This window comes from Heyndrickxia sp. FSL K6-6286 (assembly GCF_038630395.1).
In the GTDB taxonomy this organism is placed as follows: Bacteria; Bacillota; Bacilli; order Bacillales; family Bacillaceae_C; genus Heyndrickxia; species Heyndrickxia oleronia.
Genome location: NZ_CP152029.1, coordinates 3776903 through 3795394 on the forward strand (window position 1 = coordinate 3776903; position 18492 = coordinate 3795394).

At 39.1% G+C, this 18492-nt stretch carries 19 protein-coding genes and 1 pseudogene; all 20 read right to left on the reverse strand.

Features of this window, described 5'->3' with window-relative positions; translation table 11 throughout:
* Positions 1 to 32 precede the first annotated feature (32 nt).
* Complete coding sequence (locus tag MHI39_RS19050) at positions 33 to 1031, reverse strand: alpha-ketoacid dehydrogenase subunit beta (RefSeq protein ID WP_212945910.1); 999 nt, start codon at positions 1029 to 1031, stop codon at positions 33 to 35.
* Positions 1028 to 2089 carry a pyruvate dehydrogenase (acetyl-transferring) E1 component subunit alpha gene (gene pdhA, locus MHI39_RS19055; RefSeq protein WP_341044222.1) on the reverse strand — a complete coding sequence of 354 codons (1062 nt, stop codon included), beginning with the start codon at positions 2087 to 2089 and terminating at the stop codon, positions 1028 to 1030. The genes MHI39_RS19050 and pdhA overlap by 4 nt, the downstream gene beginning before the upstream one ends.
* A 26-nt stretch (positions 2090 to 2115) precedes the next feature.
* The gene (locus tag MHI39_RS19060) at positions 2116 to 3225 is read right to left on the reverse strand and encodes a Glu/Leu/Phe/Val dehydrogenase (protein WP_342539961.1); all 1110 of its coding nucleotides are present in this window, start codon (positions 3223 to 3225) and stop codon (positions 2116 to 2118) included.
* A gap of 32 nt (positions 3226 to 3257) precedes the next feature.
* On the reverse strand, positions 3258 to 3662 hold the full coding sequence (locus MHI39_RS19065; protein ID WP_058003414.1) for a hypothetical protein: 405 nt from the start codon (positions 3660 to 3662) through the stop codon (positions 3258 to 3260).
* 205 nt (positions 3663 to 3867) lie between these two features.
* Complete coding sequence (locus MHI39_RS19070; protein ID WP_058003413.1) at positions 3868 to 4668, reverse strand: ABC transporter ATP-binding protein; 801 nt, start codon at positions 4666 to 4668, stop codon at positions 3868 to 3870.
* A complete protein-coding gene (locus MHI39_RS19075; RefSeq protein ID WP_342539962.1) occupies positions 4646 to 5689 on the reverse strand; it encodes an ABC transporter permease in 1044 nt (347 codons plus the stop codon). Before MHI39_RS19075 ends, MHI39_RS19070 begins: the two co-directional genes overlap by 23 nt.
* A gap of 15 nt (positions 5690 to 5704) precedes the next feature.
* Positions 5705 to 6712: an ABC transporter substrate-binding protein gene (locus tag MHI39_RS19080; protein ID WP_342539963.1), complete on the reverse strand. Its 1008-nt coding sequence runs from the start codon at positions 6710 to 6712 to the stop codon at positions 5705 to 5707.
* Between the two features lie 188 nt (positions 6713 to 6900).
* Positions 6901 to 7851: a nitronate monooxygenase gene (locus MHI39_RS19085; RefSeq protein WP_071976715.1), complete on the reverse strand. Its 951-nt coding sequence runs from the start codon at positions 7849 to 7851 to the stop codon at positions 6901 to 6903.
* Complete coding sequence (paaX, locus tag MHI39_RS19090) at positions 7848 to 8753, reverse strand: phenylacetic acid degradation operon negative regulatory protein PaaX (protein WP_071976716.1); 906 nt, start codon at positions 8751 to 8753, stop codon at positions 7848 to 7850. The genes MHI39_RS19085 and paaX overlap by 4 nt, the downstream gene beginning before the upstream one ends.
* Positions 8754 to 8797: 44 nt before the next feature.
* Positions 8798 to 9997: an acetyl-CoA C-acyltransferase gene (locus MHI39_RS19095; protein ID WP_342539964.1), complete on the reverse strand. Its 1200-nt coding sequence runs from the start codon at positions 9995 to 9997 to the stop codon at positions 8798 to 8800.
* Positions 9997 to 10860 carry a 3-hydroxyacyl-CoA dehydrogenase gene (locus MHI39_RS19100; RefSeq protein ID WP_071976787.1) on the reverse strand — a complete coding sequence of 288 codons (864 nt, stop codon included), beginning with the start codon at positions 10858 to 10860 and terminating at the stop codon, positions 9997 to 9999. Before MHI39_RS19100 ends, MHI39_RS19095 begins: the two co-directional genes overlap by 1 nt.
* Positions 10861 to 10878: 18 nt before the next feature.
* Positions 10879 to 11652, reverse strand: a complete 774-nt coding sequence (locus tag MHI39_RS19105; protein WP_058003408.1) for an enoyl-CoA hydratase-related protein — start codon at positions 11650 to 11652, stop codon at positions 10879 to 10881.
* Positions 11653 to 11663: 11 nt separating this feature from the next.
* Positions 11664 to 12440: an enoyl-CoA hydratase-related protein gene (locus MHI39_RS19110; RefSeq protein ID WP_342539965.1), complete on the reverse strand. Its 777-nt coding sequence runs from the start codon at positions 12438 to 12440 to the stop codon at positions 11664 to 11666.
* Positions 12433 to 12726, reverse strand: a complete 294-nt coding sequence (locus tag MHI39_RS19115; RefSeq protein ID WP_058003406.1) for an EthD family reductase — start codon at positions 12724 to 12726, stop codon at positions 12433 to 12435. Before MHI39_RS19115 ends, MHI39_RS19110 begins: the two co-directional genes overlap by 8 nt.
* A gap of 18 nt (positions 12727 to 12744) precedes the next feature.
* A complete protein-coding gene (gene paaD / locus MHI39_RS19120; protein ID WP_342539966.1) occupies positions 12745 to 13236 on the reverse strand; it encodes a 1,2-phenylacetyl-CoA epoxidase subunit PaaD in 492 nt (163 codons plus the stop codon).
* Positions 13237 to 13250: 14 nt separating this feature from the next.
* Positions 13251 to 14063 carry a 1,2-phenylacetyl-CoA epoxidase subunit PaaC gene (paaC, locus tag MHI39_RS19125; protein ID WP_058003405.1) on the reverse strand — a complete coding sequence of 271 codons (813 nt, stop codon included), beginning with the start codon at positions 14061 to 14063 and terminating at the stop codon, positions 13251 to 13253.
* Positions 14041 to 14406 carry a 1,2-phenylacetyl-CoA epoxidase subunit PaaB gene (gene paaB, locus MHI39_RS19130; protein ID WP_058003404.1) on the reverse strand — a complete coding sequence of 122 codons (366 nt, stop codon included), beginning with the start codon at positions 14404 to 14406 and terminating at the stop codon, positions 14041 to 14043. The genes paaC and paaB overlap by 23 nt, the downstream gene beginning before the upstream one ends.
* A 12-nt stretch (positions 14407 to 14418) precedes the next feature.
* The gene (gene paaA, locus MHI39_RS19135; protein WP_078110400.1) at positions 14419 to 15363 is read right to left on the reverse strand and encodes a 1,2-phenylacetyl-CoA epoxidase subunit PaaA; all 945 of its coding nucleotides are present in this window, start codon (positions 15361 to 15363) and stop codon (positions 14419 to 14421) included.
* A gap of 82 nt (positions 15364 to 15445) precedes the next feature.
* Positions 15446 to 16759 (reverse strand): phenylacetate--CoA ligase, encoded by a 1314-nt coding sequence (locus tag MHI39_RS19140; protein WP_342539967.1) that lies wholly within the window; start codon positions 16757 to 16759, stop codon positions 15446 to 15448.
* A gap of 286 nt (positions 16760 to 17045) precedes the next feature.
* Positions 17046 to 18422 (reverse strand): annotated as a pseudogene (locus MHI39_RS19145) (peptide MFS transporter); the annotation flags it as partial.
* Between the last annotated feature and the right edge of the window lie 70 nt (positions 18423 to 18492).

Below are 18492 nucleotides of genomic sequence, written 5' to 3' on the forward strand. Positions count from 1 at the left end.
CACGCTATCACCTACTTTATCTAGAATTCTAATTAAAATTGAATCGCTTTATGAATCGCCTCAATAATTCGATCTTCATTAGGCAAATAGTGTTGTTCTAATGTGTAAAATGGTACAGGCACATCAAATCCTGTCACTCTTTGGATAGGAGATTTCAAGTACAGAAATGAGGTATCTTGAATCAGTGCAATAATATCCGTACCTAACCCACTTGTTGCATGAGCCTCATGCACAATAACAGCTCTACCTGTCTTTTGTACGGATTCTGCAATCATTTCCTTATCGAGTGGATACAATGTCCGCAAGTCAAGGACATCACAATAAATATTCTGCTCTCTTACTTTTTGTGCAGCCTTTACAGCCAATGGCACCATTGCTCCCCAAGCAATCAATGTGAGATCTGTTCCTTCCTCAACTAGACTCGCTTTTCCTATTTCGACTGTATATCTGTCAGTAGGAACCTCATCTTTAAAGGCACGATAAGATCGCATCGGCTCTAGAAAAAGAACTGGGTCTGGGTCATCTATACTCGCTATTAAAAGCCCTTTTGCATCATATGGATTGGAAGGACAAACAACCTTTATTCCCGGCATATGTGTAAACAAAGCCTCGACACTGTCAGAATGAATTTCCGGTGCTTTCACACCTGCCCCATAAGGTGCTCGAATAACTAATGGAACATGGAAATGACTTAATGTTCTCATTCGTATCCGAGTCGCGTGTGTCATGATTTGTTCATAGGCAGGATAGATAAATCCGAGAAATTGCATTTCTACTACCGGCAAAAATCCATTGATGGCGAGACCAATGGCTGTTCCTACGATACCTGACTCACTTAATGGTGTATCTATCACCCGATCAGGACCAAACTGTTCTTGAAGTCCTTCGGTGGCGCGAAATACTCCACCATTTTTCCCTACATCTTCTCCTAAAACAAGGACTTCTTCTTGTTCCTTCATAACAGTGCGGAGCCCGTCTGTGACTGCTTGAACGATGGATAGCTTTTGCGTTTTTGCTGTTATCGTACTCATTGATTCACACCTCGCAAAAATTCATAATATTGATCCTTTTGCTCTTTAATGGTCCAGGTTGGCACGGCAAATACATGATCAAATAAATCATCTACATTGGGTGGTGGATATGCCTCCATTTCTTCAATCGCCTGTTCAATTTTTTGCGTAGCTTTAGTTATAATGGACTCCTGCCAAGCATCCTCCCATATCCCCTGATTTTTCATGTATTTTTCTAATCGTGATATTGGATCGGTTGTCGCTCTTTTTCTTTCACTTTCATCTTGATTCCGATATTTGGTTGGATCATCTGCTGTTGTATGGGCTCCATAACGCCATGTGACAGCCTCTATTAGTGTTGGGCCATCCCCTTCTCTTGCACGATCTAATGCTTTTTTAGTTTCAAAATAGACGGCAAAAATATCATTTCCATCTAGTCGTACTCCTGGAATACTATAAGCAACAGATTTTTGAGCAATCGTTTCTGAATTCATTTGTTTCTCAATTGGAACCGATATGGCAAACTGATTGTTTTGATTAAAAAACACGACAGGTGCTTTAAACACACTTGCAAAATTTAATCCTTCATGAAAGTCACCTTCAGATGTAGCCCCGTCGCCGAAGTAAACAATCGCAGCATTTTTCGTTCCCTTTCTTTTTTCTGCTAATGCAGCCCCTGTGGCATGTGGCAATTGTGTAGCAATCGGTACAGCTGGCGGAAAAATCTTTTTACCCTCTGGTGGGATACATCCCTCTACTCTTCCATTCCAATATAAAAGAATCGTTTTTAATGAATGTCCAAAGGTGATCGTTGCGGCATGATCACGATACGTGGGAAAAAGCCAATCATCAGCTTGTAACGCTAGAGCACTGCCCACTTGAGCAGCCTCCTGTCCTTCAAAAGGGGCATAGGTTCCTAATCGTCCTTGCCTTTGAAGGCTAATCGCTTTGCGGTCAAAGGATCTTACAAGAATTAATTTTTCATATAATGACTGAACAAAGCTTGTTGTAAGCGCTTTCGAAATATCATTGTTTAATAGATTCCCATTTTCATCAAGGTATTGGATCCTTTTAAACATCTCCAAACTAATCCCTCCTGTTTGTCTTAATGTCTAATTTCCCATTTTGGACGTTTATGATGTGAGAAGAAGCTATTTCGATGTTTTCTTGCCTCCATTCTTTCCTCACAAAAATGGTTTGCTGCATCAACAGTTGAAATGCCTTTTTGCTCAGAGTGGCGATACACCTCAATCAAAGAATTATAAATAGCTTTTGTTTTATTCATCACACGCTTTTTATTTGGACCATATAATTCATCTGATACTTGAATGAGTCCTCCTGCATTTACAATATAATCTGGCGCATAGACAATATTCTTTTGCTTTAGGATATCTCCATGATGGTCTTCAAGGAGCTGATTATTTGCAGATCCAACCACTGCTTTTACTTTTAATACATCGATCGTATCATCATTAATAATTCCCCCAAGTGCACATGGGACAAATACATCTGCCTCAACACCATAAATATCGTTTCCTTGAACGACTTTTATTTGGTTGTTTCCAATTTCCTGAGAACGATGTAATAATTGCTGAATGGCGTCTGAATTAATATCTGTCACATAAAGTGAAGCCCCCTCCTCAAGTAAGGTTTCTGCCACCTTAAATCCGACTTTACCAAGTCCTTGAATGGCATATGTTTTTTCACCAATGTCATTTGAACCAAACAATACTTGATTGGTCGCTTTTAATCCATAAACAACACCTTGTGCAGTGGGAACTGAAGAATCGCCACTACCGCCATATTCTTCAGGAATACCTACAATGCAATTTGTTTCTTTCATCGCATGGACGAAGTCCTCTGGGGTGGTTCCCATATCAGTCCCCGTGTAATAGCGACCATTTAAGGAATCAATATATTGTCCTAATGAACGAAATAATTCCGGGGTTTTATCCTTTGCTGGATCCCCGATAATGACGGTTTTCCCCCCACCAAAATCAACATCAGCAGCAGCACATTTATAAGTCATTCCTTTGGAAAGTCTTAGCGCATCATTTAATGCATGCTCGAATGTTTTATACGGATACATTCGACAGCCCCCAGTTGCAGGGCCAAGGGTCGTATTATGTATAGCAATTATAGCTTTTAATCCGGTTTTCGGATCATTACAGATAATCACTTGTTCATGCTCATTCATTTTCGTAAAAAAGTCCATTTGCGAAGCTCTCCTCTCTAGAAGTTTATTGCTTATTCCTTATCCTGTTTTGAATCAGCGATCATTTGAATAATTTTTTCCTTTGGTAAAATTGCTTGTTTGACCTCCCCATGACCAATCAAACCTTTTTCATTCCAAGCTTCTGTTCGCGTGATCACTATATTATTTTTTATTTCGGTCAATGTTGCTTTTACCCTAACCTTTGTTCCATCTGTTGTAGGAGCGATATGCTTGATACTTACCGCTCCCCCCATCCCTTCCTCATGCTCCTCCAGAAAGGGAAGGATGATTTGCCTTGAAGCCCATTCCATATGGTAAACCATTGAGACCGTTGAATATGCTCGATGAACTACATTCCCCTCAAATCCAGCAAACATATCTGGTGTCACCTCGAATTCAATGGTTGCCGTCTGGCCTACTTCCATTCCAGCCTTCATTTCATCCCTCCTCTTAGTCGTTCTACAATAAAGCTCTTTTCTCAAACATCGTTGCTATTAAATGAAAGTTTTTAGCTAATAAATTTCGGTTGAAGTCTGCTACACCATTTATTTCTCAGAGTAAAAGAGCAATCAACACCGCTAATCCCTTTATTGGGTGTAAAAGCCAGCAGTTGGGCTTTTACTATCAGCCTTTAATAATTAGTTAATCGATTGATAAAAGGGTTCTGTCACTTATGATACTTTCACCACGAATTTTCTGGAATTCCTTTAATAGTTGTTCGATGGTCAAGTCCTTTTTCTCTTCCTCCCTTACTTCAAGAATGATTTGCCCTTTATCCATCATGATTAAGCGATTCCCTAGATCAAGGGCCTGTTGCATATTATGGGTAACCATTAGCGTGGTCAATTGATCCTTTTTTACTAATTCCTTCGTAAGATCTGTGATTAATTTTGCACGTGAAGGATCAAGGGCAGCTGTATGTTCATCTAAAAGTAGAATAGAAGGCTGAGTAAACGTCGCCATTAATAAAGATAGAGCTTGACGTTCTCCCCCAGATAAAAGTCCAACCTTCGCATTTAGGCGGTTCTCTAAATTAAGATGCAAGGATTTTAATGATTCTTTAAAAAACTCCCTTCGTTTTTTATCAACTCCTTTTCTAAGTGAACGTGATTTGTTTCGTGAATAAGCCATGGCTAGATTTTCCTCAATCGTCATCGTTGGTGCTGTTCCAGCCATCGGATCTTGGAATACTCTACCAATTAGTTTTGAGCGCTTGTATTCTGGTAATCTCGTTACATCTTTATCATCAATTTTGACCGTTCCTATATCAGGAGTTAGGACACCAGAAATCATATTCATTAATGTTGATTTCCCCGCACCATTACTCCCAATAACAGTGACAAAATCCCCTTTTTCTAGGGTTAAATTAATTTGATCTAACGCGACTTTTTCATCTGGAGTTGCTTCATTAAAAACCTTATTAATCTGTTCTAGGCGGAGCAATTTGATCTCCCTCCTTTTTTCCAGCAGTATGCGTGAACCGCTCTGAAAATCTCCTTGCCTTGCGTCGCTTTTCTCTTTGTCTTTCAAGAATTTTAGGGATTACTAAGGCAAGAGTAACAATAATGGCGGTAATTAATTTCATGTCCCCTGTATCGAGTATTTTGATTCTTAGAGCTAATCCGAGAATGACCCGATAGATAATGGCCCCAATAATAACGGCTAAAGTCGTTCGAAAAACGGTCTTTGTTCCAAATATTGCTTCACCAATAATAACGGAAGCAAGACCGATAATAATCATCCCAATCCCTAAATTAACATCAGAAAATTTCCCATACTGGGCAATAAGTGCACCAGATAAAGCAACGAATGCATTCGATATCCCCAATCCAAGAATGATTAAAGAATCGGTATTCGCTGAAAAGCTTCTGATCATTCGTTGATTATCACCAGTTGCTCTTAATGCAAGGCCAACTTCTGTTTGTAAAAAACGATCAAGAATCCATTTAATAATAAAAGTAACAATAATCATCAATACTACGATTCCCCAGGTTTTCGGCAAGTATTGAATACCAGTATAACTAAGCAGTTGATTTAACCACTGGTCGATCCCTAGCTGCTGCCAAAATTGCGTAAACTTTGTCATAATTGTTTCTGAATTTAATAAGGGGATATTTGGTCTACCTACAGATGTTTCTGAAGACATTCCCATTATTCGTAGATTGATAGAATAGAGAGCAATCATCATCAAGATTCCAGACAATAATGGATTAATTTTACCCTTTGTATGTAAAATTCCTGTGATGCATCCTGCAATAAACCCTGCAACAACGGCAGCGATGGTTGCGAGAATTGGATTGTAACCTAAAACAATCATCGTTGCTGCCACAGAACTTCCTGTAACAAAGCTTCCATCTACCGTTAGGTCTGGAAAATCAAGCACTCGGAATGAAAGATACACTCCAAGTGCCATGATGGCATAGATGATTCCTTGCTCTACTGAACCAAAAATAGTTGCAAACATTGAATCATCTCCTAATTACTCACTAAATTCTGCGCCCCACTCATCCTTGATTTGGATGCCAGCTGCTTCTGCCGCTTTTTTATTAATGACTAGTTTTAAATTTTGCGGTGGCTGTGCCGGTAGTTCTGATGGTTTCTTTCCATCCTTTAAGATTTTCACAGCCATCTGCCCTGCTTCGTAGCCAATATCAAAATATTCAAAGCCATATGCACCTAGTCCACCTCGTTCGACACTGTCAAATTCGCCGACCATAACAGGTAGCTTATTATCATTTGCTACAGAGATGACGGATTCTAAGGCAGATACAACCGTGTTATCTGTTATAATATAGTAGCCATCAACTTTTCCTACTAATGATTCTGTTGCTTGCTTTACATCTGCTGAGGTCGCAACTGGAGCTTCTTCAATCTTTACACCTTGCTCTTCGGCCAGTTTTTTAACGATATCTACTTGGGCACGTGAATTTTGTTCACCGGAATTGAAGACCATGCCGATTTTTTTCATATTTAGTTGTTCTTTCATAAACTTTAGTGTGTTTGGAATTGCATCTGGATGGGTATCAATCGTTCCTGTAACATTTGCGCCAGGCTGATCCATAGATGTAATTAGCTCAGCACCTACTGGGTCTGTCACTGAAGTAAAAATGATAGGAATATCTTTTGTGGCACTTGCTACTGCCTGGGCACTTGGCGTTGCATTAGCAAAGATGAGATCAACATTGGAGCTTACTAAATTATTTGCAATGGTTGTGTTCAAGCTATTATCTGCTTGAGCATTTTGTGTATCATACTCAACTTTTAATCCTGATTCTTCAATTGCCTTTTTAAAGCCTTCAAATGCTGCATCTAATGAAGGATGCTCGACATATTGGGTTACACCAATTTTATACGTTTTCTCTGTTTTTTCGGAATCTCCACTTGCTCCTTCCCCACCGGTCGTTTTCTTTTCACCTTGAGCACCGCAGGAAGCTAATAAAAAGGCACTGAACAAAATCATCGCACTCTTTTTCCAACTAATTTTCATTCCATTTCCCCCTATGAAATAAGTTCATTATCAAAGATTGTTGCAGTGTTTCTTCCTTATCCTCCTTTCTATTTTTTTCATGAAGGATCTTGTGAAAAATTTGTAATTCCAAAAGTTCCAATATTCCAAAATTTCTACACAAATCGATCCTCCCATGATATTTCTGCATGAAAGGACTTTGTTCCTGCTTAATCCTCCAGTAGATTTCCTATGTTTTTCAATCTTTTTCGACAATCATCCATCATTTCTTCAAGGAGTTCAGCCACCGTAGGTTCATGATGAATCAGCCCAGCAATTTGTCCGCTATTCATAAAACCATGATTCTCATCACCTTCAAGGGCTCCGATTAGATGATACTTTTCACTTGTTGCCTCATTGAATTGGTCATCTGAAAGTTCAGTTTCCGTATTCGATAGGTTTATAGCATAATTCCCTTTTAATACTCTACGTATCTTCCCGTGATTGCGACCAATGATAAAAGTACTATGATCCTCTGCTTCGATGATCTTGCGTTTATACTTGTTAGAAAAAGGAGCTTCCTTTGTGGCTATAAATCGAGTCCCCATTTGTACACCTTCAGCACCTAGGGACAAAGCAGCCAGTAATCCGCGCCCATCAGCAATACCTCCTGCAGCAACGACAGGAATAGTTACAGCGTCCACCACTTGGGGGATCAGTGTTAGGGTGGTTGTTTCAAATGGGGAATTAATTCCTGCTGCCTCATACCCTTCTGCAACAATGACATCTGCTCCCGCTTTCTCTGCCTTCACCGCATGCTTGACAGATCCTGTTACTACCATTACCGTCACATCATGTGAATGTAATAACGGGATGTAGGGAGCTGGATTTCCTGCAGATAAAGAGATAATCGGTATTGAATATTTCCAGACTAGGTCTAGCATTTCCCGTATATTTGGATTCACATTAATGGGGAGATTCAGAGCAAAGGGCTTCTTTGTTAAGTGTTGAATTCTCTGAATCAGTTTTTCTACTTCATCTGGATTCATTGTGCCTACTCCAATAGTGCCTAGACCACCCGCATTTGAAATCGCCACAGCTAGCTCAGCATTACTAATATTGCCCATTCCGCCTTGAATGACTGGAAGTTCAATTCCCAGTTTTTTTGTTAGTCGATTCATAAGCGTTCCCCCGATTCTTCTAGAATTAATGGATGCTGTAAAATATCAAATGATTTATTTTTACGATGTAGTTGATTTTCCTTTTTGAAGATGGATTCAAAAAATTGACCTGCAGGTACAGCCAGTTCCTTATGATAATCAGAAAACAGCAGTGCTGCTTGATTTCCTAGCCATTTTTTTGGAAGCAGTTCTTCAGGTAAACCAGGATCGATAAATAAAAATTTTCGATATTCATGGACAAGCTTTGTCCGTTCTACGAAACAATCAGCGGGGGACATATTACCAGTTTGAATTCGTTTTTTGACCGTCTCATATTTTGGGTGATAACGATCAATAAATCGTTTATATTGGGCATTGATTTCCTCAATATCCCAGCATTCCTGGATAAGCCTTTGGTTTTCATGCGGACCTTTATACTCCGTTATAAATACATGTACATAATTGCTAATGTCATATTTATCAACAAGTGAATGCACCTGTTTGATTAATGGGTTCGGGGAAATCCAACAGCTATTAGCGATTGGTCCAAAGCCACTCCACACGAGTTCCTTTCTTAGCTCATCTCGTATCGAGCGCTTATCTTCGGGAATCGAATACGTGAGCATCGTCCATTTCCCATTCCATTTCTCTTGCTTTAATTTATAAATTCGGGTGGCTGCCTCATCCATACGATCGTCACCACGAGGGGTCAAATAATAATAGCTTTTATTGCCTATTTTTCGCGCCTCTACCCAGCCCTGTTTATTCATTCTTGACATTGCTGCTCTAACTGATTGCTCATTATGACCAAATTCTTTTAGTAATTGAATAAGGCTTCCTATCCATATTTCATTGCCATAATGTCGTATATAATCTCCAAAGATGGTGAAGATCATTGAACGTGTATTCAAGTTGCCCTTCATTAGAAGTACCTACCTTTTTTTAGAGGCCGAAGCGTAGACAATCCTCAGATATTCTCGATAATTGTAGCAATGCCTTGGCCAACACCAATACACATTGTTGCTAAACCGACCTCAGTTCTTTTTCGTTTCATTTCATAAATTAATGTCGTTAAAATTCTTGCACCACTAGCTCCTAATGGATGGCCAAATGCAATCGCACCACCATTTACATTGACTATATTAGGATCAAGCTCTAATTGTTTTATACATTCAAGTGATTGGGAAGCAAAGGCTTCATTGATTTCCACTAAACCAATATCCTTTGTTGTCATACCAATGCGCTTTAATAGTTTTTTCGTTGCATATATCGGTCCTAAGCCCATAACAGCCGGTTCTAATCCAGCTACAGCTGATGCTTTATACTCTACTAATGGGGTTAAGCCGAGCTCCATTGCCTTTTTTTCACTCATTAATAATAAAGCCGAAGCCCCATCATTAATTCCCGATGCATTTCCTGCAGTTACCGTACCTTCCGGAAAGATAGGCTTTAATTTTGCTAATCCTTCCAACGTGGTATTTGCTCTCGGGTGTTCATCGGTATCAACAATGGTCACATTGCCCTTTCGATCCACTACCGAAACAGGGATAATTTCCTCGCTAAACAATCCGAGCTCCATTGCTTTTTTTGCCTTCATTTGACTTTGAAAGGCAAATTGATCCTGCTCTTCTCTTGTAATAGAAAATCGCTTTGCCACATTTTCAGCCGTTTCAGGCATGGAGTCTGTTCCATACATTTCTTGCAATTTCGGATTGATAAAACGCCAGCCAATGGTTGTATCGAATAATTCCATATTCCCTCTTGGAAACTCAGCATTTGGTTTTGCCGTGACAAGAGGAGCTCTAGTCATACTTTCTGTCCCACCAGCTATATAAATCTCACCCTCGCCCATTGCGATCGCCCGTGCTGCATAATTTACAGCATCAAGCCCCGATCCACAGAGGCGATTAATGGTCGTTGCTGCAGTCTCCACTGGTAAACCTGCAAGTAAGGTCGCCATTCTTGCTACATTGCGATTATCCTCCCCCGCTTGATTGGCATTTCCTAAAACGACCTCTTCAATTTCTGAGGTGGAAAGTAATGGGTTTCTTTCTATTAATGCTTTTATTACAATGGCGCCGAGATCATCTGGTCTAACATTTTTTAATACTCCTTTATATCTACCTATCGGCGTTCTTACCGCATCTACAATCACGACATTATTCATTAGGAATCACCCCTAGCTGTGTAATCATATACACCCTTTCCTGTCTTTCTTCCCAATCGCCCAGCTTTTACATATTGTACGAGAAGAGGAGCAGGTCGATATTTTTCGCCTAATGTTTTATGTAGATATTGAAGATTATTTAACCTTGTATCCAATCCGACTAAATCTCCCAATTCGAATGGACCCATTGGATAGTTCAGACCTAATTTGATCGCTTTATCAATATCTTCCGGTGATCCAATCCCCTCCTGTAACATATAAAAGGCCTCATTTCCTACCAATGCACTGATTCTACTAGTGACGAAGCCTGGAAACTCATTAACAACTACTGTTTCTTTTTTCATTCTTTTGGCGGTCTCTTGAATGACATTCACCGTATGCTCATCCGTTTCTAGCCCTTTAATGATTTCAACTAATGGCATCTTGTGGACCGGATTAAAAAAATGCATTGCGATGACTTTTTGTGGCCGTTTTGTAAAAGAGCCTATTTCTGTTGGGCTCATCGTAGATGTATTAGTAGCGAACAGACAGTGGGATGGAGCCAATCGATCAATCGCTTCAAATATACTTTTCTTTATTTCTATTTTTTCCGGAACGGCCTCGATAATTAAATCGGCATGGCTAACTGATTGATCCATATTATTTGTATAATGTAACCTTTCCTCCGCCGCGTTCTTTTCTTCCTCGGTTATTTTATTGCGCTTTATCCCTTTATGAAATATTTTTGCGATTTCTTCTTTAGCTGAAATTAATGATTGTTCATTGATATCACATAACTGAACCGAAAAGCCTGATACTGCTGCAACATAGGCAATCCCTCTGCCCATCACTCCTGAACCGATTACGACAATATTTTGTACCAATTTCATCATCCCCACATCCTATTTTCCTAGAAAAAGAGGTTTCCTTTTTTCTAAGAATGCGGCTATTCCCTCTCGGTGATCATATGAGCTGCCTGCTATTTTTTGTGCATATGCTTCTTTTCCTAATACTTCCTGCAAATTAGAATCCCAGCTTTGATTAAAATAGCGCTTTATTAAGCCAATTGCCTTTGTTGGCATATGAGCTAATTTTTCAGCAAAGGCTGTCACATCTTCATTCCACTTATCATGAGGGATGACCTGTGTAACCAAGCCTATATCCTTCGCTTCTGCTGCGGAAATCTTCTCTCCTAATATAGCCAATTCTAATGCTTTTGCATGGCCAACAATTCTCGGAAGATAGTACATGTTTCCTGAGTCAGGAACTAATCCTACGTGAATAAAGGCTTCGATAAAGCTTGATTTTTCATGTGCTAGTCGAAAATCGCAGGCAAGCGCAAGACTTAAACCTGCTCCGGCAGCAGTGCCATTAATTGCCGCAATAATTGGTTTTTCAATGGCCGCCATTTGTTGAATCATCGGATTATAATATTTTCTTAAATGCTCTCCATAATCCGTATCTTCATTGACCGATTGTAAATCCTGACCCGAACAAAATGCCCTTCCATTTCCAGTAATGACGATACAACGAACATCTGTATCTGCAGCTGCCTTTTTTAAGGACTCTTTTATCTCTATTTTCATCTGTTCATTAAATGCATTCAGCTTTTCCGGCCGATTTAATGTTACCCATGCGACATGATTTTTTACTTCAAATTCAATCGTTTCGTACATTTGATCCCCCCCTAGCGCCCTTTGAAATTAGGTTTTCTTTTTTCAACAAATGCCTTCATTCCTTCTTTTTGATCATCGGAAGAGAATAATAGTGAGAAATTTTTCCGTTCATATTGCATCCCCTCATATAAGGAATAATCAACAGCTTTATAAACGGCTTCTTTAATAAAACGAACGGACAATGCTGGTTTATTTGCTAAATTCCTAGCGTATTTCAATGTTTCTTCAACCAAAATTTCCTGTGGATAGCGGCGATTAATGATTCCCCATGCCTCAGCTGTTTCTGCTGTCATCATTTCTCCAGACCAAAGCCATTCTAATGCCTTTGTTTTCCCCATTAATTTTGTTAGCCGCTGAGTTCCACCAGCACCTGGCATGACGGCTAAATTAATTTCTGGAAAGCCGAATTTCGCATCCTCCGAAGCAAATAGCAAATCACATACAAGCGCTAACTCGAAGCCTCCACCTAAAGCAAAGCCATGAACGGCACCGATTATTGGCTTTTTTATATGTGCTAGATCATCCCACTCGGCAAATTGATTTAATAATTCAAGATGGATCGAATCATCTTGAGCCATTTCACTAATATCTGCTCCAGCAGCGAACGACTTTCCATTTCCATATAAAATGATGACCCGAACGCTATCATTACGATCCATTTCTCGCATGGATTGAACAATCTCAGATACCATTTTTCGATTTAGCGCATTTAAAACCTTTGGACGGTTTAAACGAATAATACCTATGCTTTCCTCTTGGTCTACCTGAATATATTCATAATTAGTCATTCACATCTTCACCAAACATGAATGTAACTAAGTCACCGGCAAACTCCATCACATCTTTTCCCGATGCCTTCGATTCAGGAGTTTTAGATGCTTCCTTAAAGGCTTCCTTACTCGCGTAATACATCACACACATCAAATAATAGGGACTTGAACCTGACATCTTCGTTATCTCTACCTTTTCTAGGCCAGGAATTTTATTCGTTAGCGGCATATGTGTGTTGAAATAATAGTCATCGAAGCTTGCTGTGTCCTCTGGTTTCTTAAATAAAGCGATCATTTTATACATGGTCATTACTCCTTCCAGTTACATTAAATTTGATATTGGTTTCATTGCTTCAAATGGGTTTTTGCATGATTTACAATATAAAATGCTACGACATGCAGTTGGTCCAAATAAATTCTCCATAGTCGTATAATGAGATCCGCAATAAGGGCATTCCACTTTCCATTCATGATTTTGGGCATCAAATTCTGGTGGTGGAGCAATCCCAAATTGCTTTAGCTTTTCCTTTCCATCATCGGTCACCCGATCAGATGTCCAGGGTGGATGATAAATAAATTCCACATTTACATCGCTAACAGCATCAATAGCTGAAACAGCGTCGATCATATTTTTTTTAATGATTTCTAAGGCAGGACAACCGAGAAAGGTTGGCAGTGCCTTAATGTGCACAATGGAATCATCTGATACATTTATCTCTTCAATCATCCCCAAGTCCATGACACTTACCGATGGAATTTCAGGGTCCTTAACGCTGCGTAAGCAATGTTCTATTTTCAGCAGTAATTCATTCAATCTCTGTCACTCTCCTACCAAGTTGCTTGTGGATCAAGGTGATACACTTCACTTAATGTTGCTAGAGCTTGAATTAAATCGTCCGTATGCACTCCTTCCCTTCCATTCCCCTTTTGCATTTTCGGATCTCCAGGATAGGAAATGGCTACGTCTTCAAAAACCCTTCGCATTTCTTCCTCCCAGCGTTTCTTGAAAAGACTCTCTTCTTCAATGAGCCCATATTGGGACATTTGGAGACTGTGTTTTCCATAGGTCAGCACTCCAGCAAATTCATTCCAAACCTGCTGTATAGCTGCATGCATTCTTGTTTTTGCTTCCCCACCACTTAAACAAAGCTGGTTAAACCAAACCTTCCAATGCATGATATGATAGTATTGCTCCATTTTCATTTTCGTCGCTGCTTGTGCTAAAGGTTCATAGCTTGATTGCTTTAAAGATTCAAGTTTTAATTTTTTATAAATATCATAGAAATAATGACGAACAACGGCAAAAGCCCAATCGTATTTAGGATTTTCTAAATAGGTTCCTGTACCATTCGCCATTTCTAATAATATCGCGTTTTTTCGATGTTCTGCTTTCCGACCATGTGCAAGAAGATCAGCTGGTCCTTCACCAAGGGCTTCTAATAGTTCGTAGTACATCACCGCATGCCCCATCGTATCTTGATTAATCGATGCATAGGCGATATCTTCTTCAATATGAGGAGCTAAACCAAGCCATTCCGAACCACGAAACGCAAGGATAAAATCATCATCAGCAAGTTGATATAAAAGCTCGATTACTAACTGTTTGTATTCTTGATTTTCATTTACGTTCAGTTGACCCACGTTGCACCCCTCCCCAAGACATAATTTCTTTCTCATCTAATACCTGTTGTTCATACTGACGCCATTTCTTTTTTAGATAGCCATATCCTTTCGTTAAACGATAGTCCTTATTATCTATTCTCGAAAGAGATGCTCGTTCTTCTGGCATTAATTTACGAATATCGGACCGCTTTACTACCCAAATATCCACTGCTGGCTCCCTTCTCATAAAATTTTCTTGTGCCATAACAAATGCCATTTCTTGATTGGGAGCAAGCAAACTAAATTGATGCTGCATATCCGATTTAAATGTTCTCCTACTAAACACTTCATATACTTCATAAAAATCCTTTGATTCTGTCATTTTTATCACCCCTTACAATGCTTCACGTACCCATGCATTATTCTCATAGGCAATTTTCCGAAGCTGCAATCGTTCTGCTGATTTTGGACCGTTATTGGAAATAATCTTTTTAAATTCATTCCAGTCAGGCTGCTGATACACCCACTCTTCTTTTTCTTTGTCGTAGTACATTGTCTCATCTGGAAGTTTTAGACCTAGTGCAAGTACCCGCGGCACATATTTTGAAAAAAAGTCTTGGCGCAGTTGTTCATTTGTTTTCGAACGAATTTTATATTTAATGGTTAAATCCTGTTTCGATGAGCCGGTAGTTTGTGCTGTTGCTGGCCCAAAAAACATGAGTAGTGAATCCCACCAGCGATTTAACGATTCCTGAAGCATTTTTCTTTGCAGCTCTGTTCCTTCGGCTAATGCCATAATAATAGACTCACCGTGTTGAGCATGGAAGACTTCCTCGGCACAGATCCTATGCAACGCTCTTGCGTATGGACCGTAGGATGCTTGCAGCATATTTGTCTGTGTCATAATTGCTGCACCGTCAACAAGCCAGGCAATCATTCCAGCATCCGCCCATGTTGGTGCCTCCATATGAAAAACATTGTGAAACTTTAATCGTCCGGTGAAGAGGTCTTCCATAATATCTGCACGATTTTTCCCTAGTGGCTCCAGTAGATCCTCGACGACCCGAAGCAGCAATTGCCCATGCCCCATCTCGTCCTGTACCTTCGCCATGATTCCAAGCTTCTTCCTTAATGAAGGGGCTTTAGGTACCCATTCCTTCTCAGGCAACGCTCCCATAATTTCACTAATTCCATGCATGGAGATTAATTTGATTAAGACCATTCGATAATCATCCGGCATCCAATCATCCGCTTCGATTTTCTCCCCGCGATTAATTCTTTCCATGAATTGCTCATGCTTTTCTTCTTCTGTCATTTGTTTTAGATCAACAAAACTCATAATGATCTCCTTCCTTGAAGATATATCTAGTTAGACACTCTTTTTTTGCCCACCAATAGATCGTCCATTCGTTTGAATTCAACTAACTATTTTGCTTTTGTAAGCGTTGGTCTACAATTCGAATGGCTTTCCCCTCAGATCTTGGAATATGTTTAGGGGGATGAATAATGATTTTCATGGATACTAAACAATTGGATTTTAGTTTTCTATAAATTTCTGCTTGAAGTGTTTTAATCATTGGATGTTCGAGATTCTGGGAAACTTCTTTGTAAATCTCTTCTTTAATTTCTACGTGAAGATGTGCTTCATCTAATGAGGATATTCTATGAAGATATATTTGATAATGTGGTACGATTTCTTTTATTTGAATTAAATGATGTTCAATTTCTGACGGAAAGACATTTACTCCTCGGAGTATTAGCATATCGTCAATTCGCCCCTTAATGCGTGACATTCGTGCCGATGTACGACCGCAAATGCATTTTTCCGTTGTAATCGATGCGATATCACCCGAACGATAGCGGATAATTGGAAGCGCTTCCTTTTTTAAGCTAGTAAAAACCAATTCACCCTCTTCCCCTTCAGGCACTGGCTCAAGTGTTTCTGGATTAATTACTTCGACAAAAAAGTGATCCTCTGCAATATGTAGTCCGTTTTGTGCCTCATAGCATTCTATCGCAACACCAGGACCAACTACTTCGCTTAAACCATAGATATCACAAGCTCTAATATCGAATAATTCTTCAAGCTTGCTTCGCATTTCTTCAGACCATGGCTCCGCTCCAAATATTCCTATTTTTAAAGAGGACTTACGTGGGTCCAATCCTAGTTCACGCATTTTCTCCCCAATATTTAAGGCATAGGATGGGGTCGAACAAATAATGGTCGGTTTAAGGTCCTCGATGAGATTAATTTGTCTTTCTGTATTCCCACCTGATATCGGGATGACCACAACTCCTAATTCCTCTCCACCATAATGCAAACCTAAACCTCCAGTAAACAAGCCGTATCCATAGGCATTTTGAAGAATATCCCCTGGACTTCCCCCTGCGGTTTTAATCGCCCTAGCTACTATAGAGGACCAATCAGCAATATCTTGTTTGGTATAACCAACGACTGTCGGTTTCCCACTCGTACCACTTGACGCATGAAGTCTTATTAATTCGTCTTGTTTAACTGCAAATAGTCCAAATGGGTATTGGTCACGGAGGTCTTTCTTCGTTGTAAACGGAAGTTTTCGAATGTCTTCTAATGTTTGAATATCGTGGGGTGCTATATGATGTTCAAGAAACTTTTCTTGGTAGAAGGGCACTTGATGGTATACTTTCTTAATCGTTTTTTTTAAATCAAGAAGCTGCTGATGCTGGATCATTGATCGATCTGCAGATTCAATCATAAGGAACCCCCTTTAACACAAATAAATGATATAGATTATTCCATTTCATTATATGACGTAATATTAGCGTAGATACATAATTTCGTCATATATATTCAGAATAACGAATCAATTTTGCAAAGTCAATTGGTTTTCTGAAATTTCTCTATAGTCTGAAATGGGTGTGTAAAAAAAAGAGTGCAGAATTTTTTCCTACACTCTTTTTTGTTTAGTTTGGTCTTAATACTCCATCTGAAATATCTTCTTCGTTTTCTTGATTCGTCTTTTCTATTGTTTGGTCGTCAGCTAACATTTTCACAAGTTTTCTGGAAACTGAAAGAAGAATAAGTCCTAAAATAATTACGACAATTCCAATGACAGAAAACACTTCAAGATAGCCCAATTTACTTGTAAATGAACCTAATTGACCTGCAATAATGTTTGCAACGAATGAACTTGCCATCCATACTGCCATTAGTAAAGAGGCAAATTTAATTGGTGCATACTTACTTACAAAAGATAACCCTACAGGTGATAAGAACAATTCACCAATGGTATGGAAAAGATAAGTAAATACAATAAACAAGATATTCGCCTTAGTCGTAATATGATGCTCATTACTTCCGGTTTGCATAACAGCAAATATTAAAATGATATACCCAATTCCTAATAGCATCATACCGAACGCCATTTTTGTTGGAACTGGAAGATCCCCACGCTTACGATTCGATAATTTTACCCAAAGAAGCGATACAAGTGGTGCTAATAAAACAATAAATAACGGGTTAACCGATTGGAACCATGATGTTGGTATTTCCCAACCAAATAGTGTACGATCAACAAATTTATCTGTATAAATACTTAATGCTCCACCAGCTTGTTCAAACCCTGCCCAGAAGAAGACAACAAAGGCAGCTAAAATAAAGATAACCTTCATTCTATTTTTTTCAGTTTTCGTTAATTGTTGTTTTTCAACTGCTCCGACTGAAGAAACTTGTGGTTTTCCAACAGGCTTTTTACCGATATCGCCTAAGAAACGATTTCCTAAAGAATTAAATAAAATTTGACCAATAATCATTCCGATAGCTGAAGCAAGGAATCCATATTTATAGCCATATTCAATGACGCCATTCGCATGTACCGCGAACCACTTATCAGTAATAAATCCGATGATTAATGGAGAGAAGAATGCTCCTACATTAATCCCCATATAGAAAATCGTAAATGCCGCATCACGACGTTTATCTTTTGGATCATACAGCTCACCGACAATGGTTGAAATATTCGGTTTAAAAAATCCATTACCGACGATTAATAAAATTAATCCTGTGTATACTGCTCCATAGCTTTGATGGGCAAAAAGAACAATATTTCCGATTGCCATGATGATTCCACCGATAGTAACAGCACGTCTTTGCCCTAAAAATCTATCAGATAACCATCCACCAATTAATGGTGTAAAATAAACAGCACCTGTAAAAAATCCATATAATGCAAGGGCTGTACTTTCATTCATTCCTAAACCACCATTAACAAGTGATTTGGTTAAATATAAAACAAGAATTGCTCTCATTCCATAATAACTAAAACGTTCCCACATCTCTGTCATGAATAACAAGTATAATCCAGGTGGGTGCTTTTTTGATTGCTTGGATTCAAGTTGTTTGTTCACCGCTGCATCCATTTGTTTTTCCCCCTAGCAGGTTAAATATTATTTCAGTATAATTATCATAATTAAAAAACAATTAAATCGT

What these genes read in the sequence shown, in the direction of transcription:
- MHI39_RS19050 (WP_212945910.1), bottom strand. Translation starts at nt 1,031, where the DNA reads ATGAGTACGATAACAGCAAAAACGCAAAAGCTATCCATCGTTCAAGCA.
- pdhA (WP_341044222.1), bottom strand. Translation starts at nt 2,089, where the DNA reads ATGTTTAAAAGGATCCAATACCTTGATGAAAATGGGAATCTATTAAAC.
- MHI39_RS19060 (WP_342539961.1), bottom strand. Translation starts at nt 3,225, where the DNA reads ATGGACTTTTTTACGAAAATGAATGAGCATGAACAAGTGATTATCTGT.
- MHI39_RS19065 (WP_058003414.1), bottom strand. Translation starts at nt 3,662, where the DNA reads ATGAAGGCTGGAATGGAAGTAGGCCAGACGGCAACCATTGAATTCGAG.
- MHI39_RS19075 (WP_342539962.1), bottom strand. Translation starts at nt 5,689, where the DNA reads ATGTTTGCAACTATTTTTGGTTCAGTAGAGCAAGGAATCATCTATGCC.
- MHI39_RS19080 (WP_342539963.1), bottom strand. Translation starts at nt 6,712, where the DNA reads ATGAAAATTAGTTGGAAAAAGAGTGCGATGATTTTGTTCAGTGCCTTT.
- MHI39_RS19085 (WP_071976715.1), bottom strand. Translation starts at nt 7,851, where the DNA reads ATGAATCGACTAACAAAAAAACTGGGAATTGAACTTCCAGTCATTCAA.
- paaX (WP_071976716.1), bottom strand. Translation starts at nt 8,753, where the DNA reads ATGAAGGGCAACTTGAATACACGTTCAATGATCTTCACCATCTTTGGA.
- MHI39_RS19095 (WP_342539964.1), bottom strand. Translation starts at nt 9,997, where the DNA reads ATGAATAATGTCGTGATTGTAGATGCGGTAAGAACGCCGATAGGTAGA.
- MHI39_RS19105 (WP_058003408.1), bottom strand. Translation starts at nt 11,652, where the DNA reads ATGTACGAAACGATTGAATTTGAAGTAAAAAATCATGTCGCATGGGTA.
- MHI39_RS19110 (WP_342539965.1), bottom strand. Translation starts at nt 12,440, where the DNA reads ATGACTAATTATGAATATATTCAGGTAGACCAAGAGGAAAGCATAGGT.
- MHI39_RS19115 (WP_058003406.1), bottom strand. Translation starts at nt 12,726, where the DNA reads ATGTATAAAATGATCGCTTTATTTAAGAAACCAGAGGACACAGCAAGC.
- paaB (WP_058003404.1), bottom strand. Translation starts at nt 14,406, where the DNA reads ATGACAGAATCAAAGGATTTTTATGAAGTATATGAAGTGTTTAGTAGG.
- paaA (WP_078110400.1), bottom strand. Translation starts at nt 15,363, where the DNA reads ATGAGTTTTGTTGATCTAAAACAAATGACAGAAGAAGAAAAGCATGAG.
- MHI39_RS19140 (WP_342539967.1), bottom strand. Translation starts at nt 16,759, where the DNA reads ATGATTGAATCTGCAGATCGATCAATGATCCAGCATCAGCAGCTTCTT.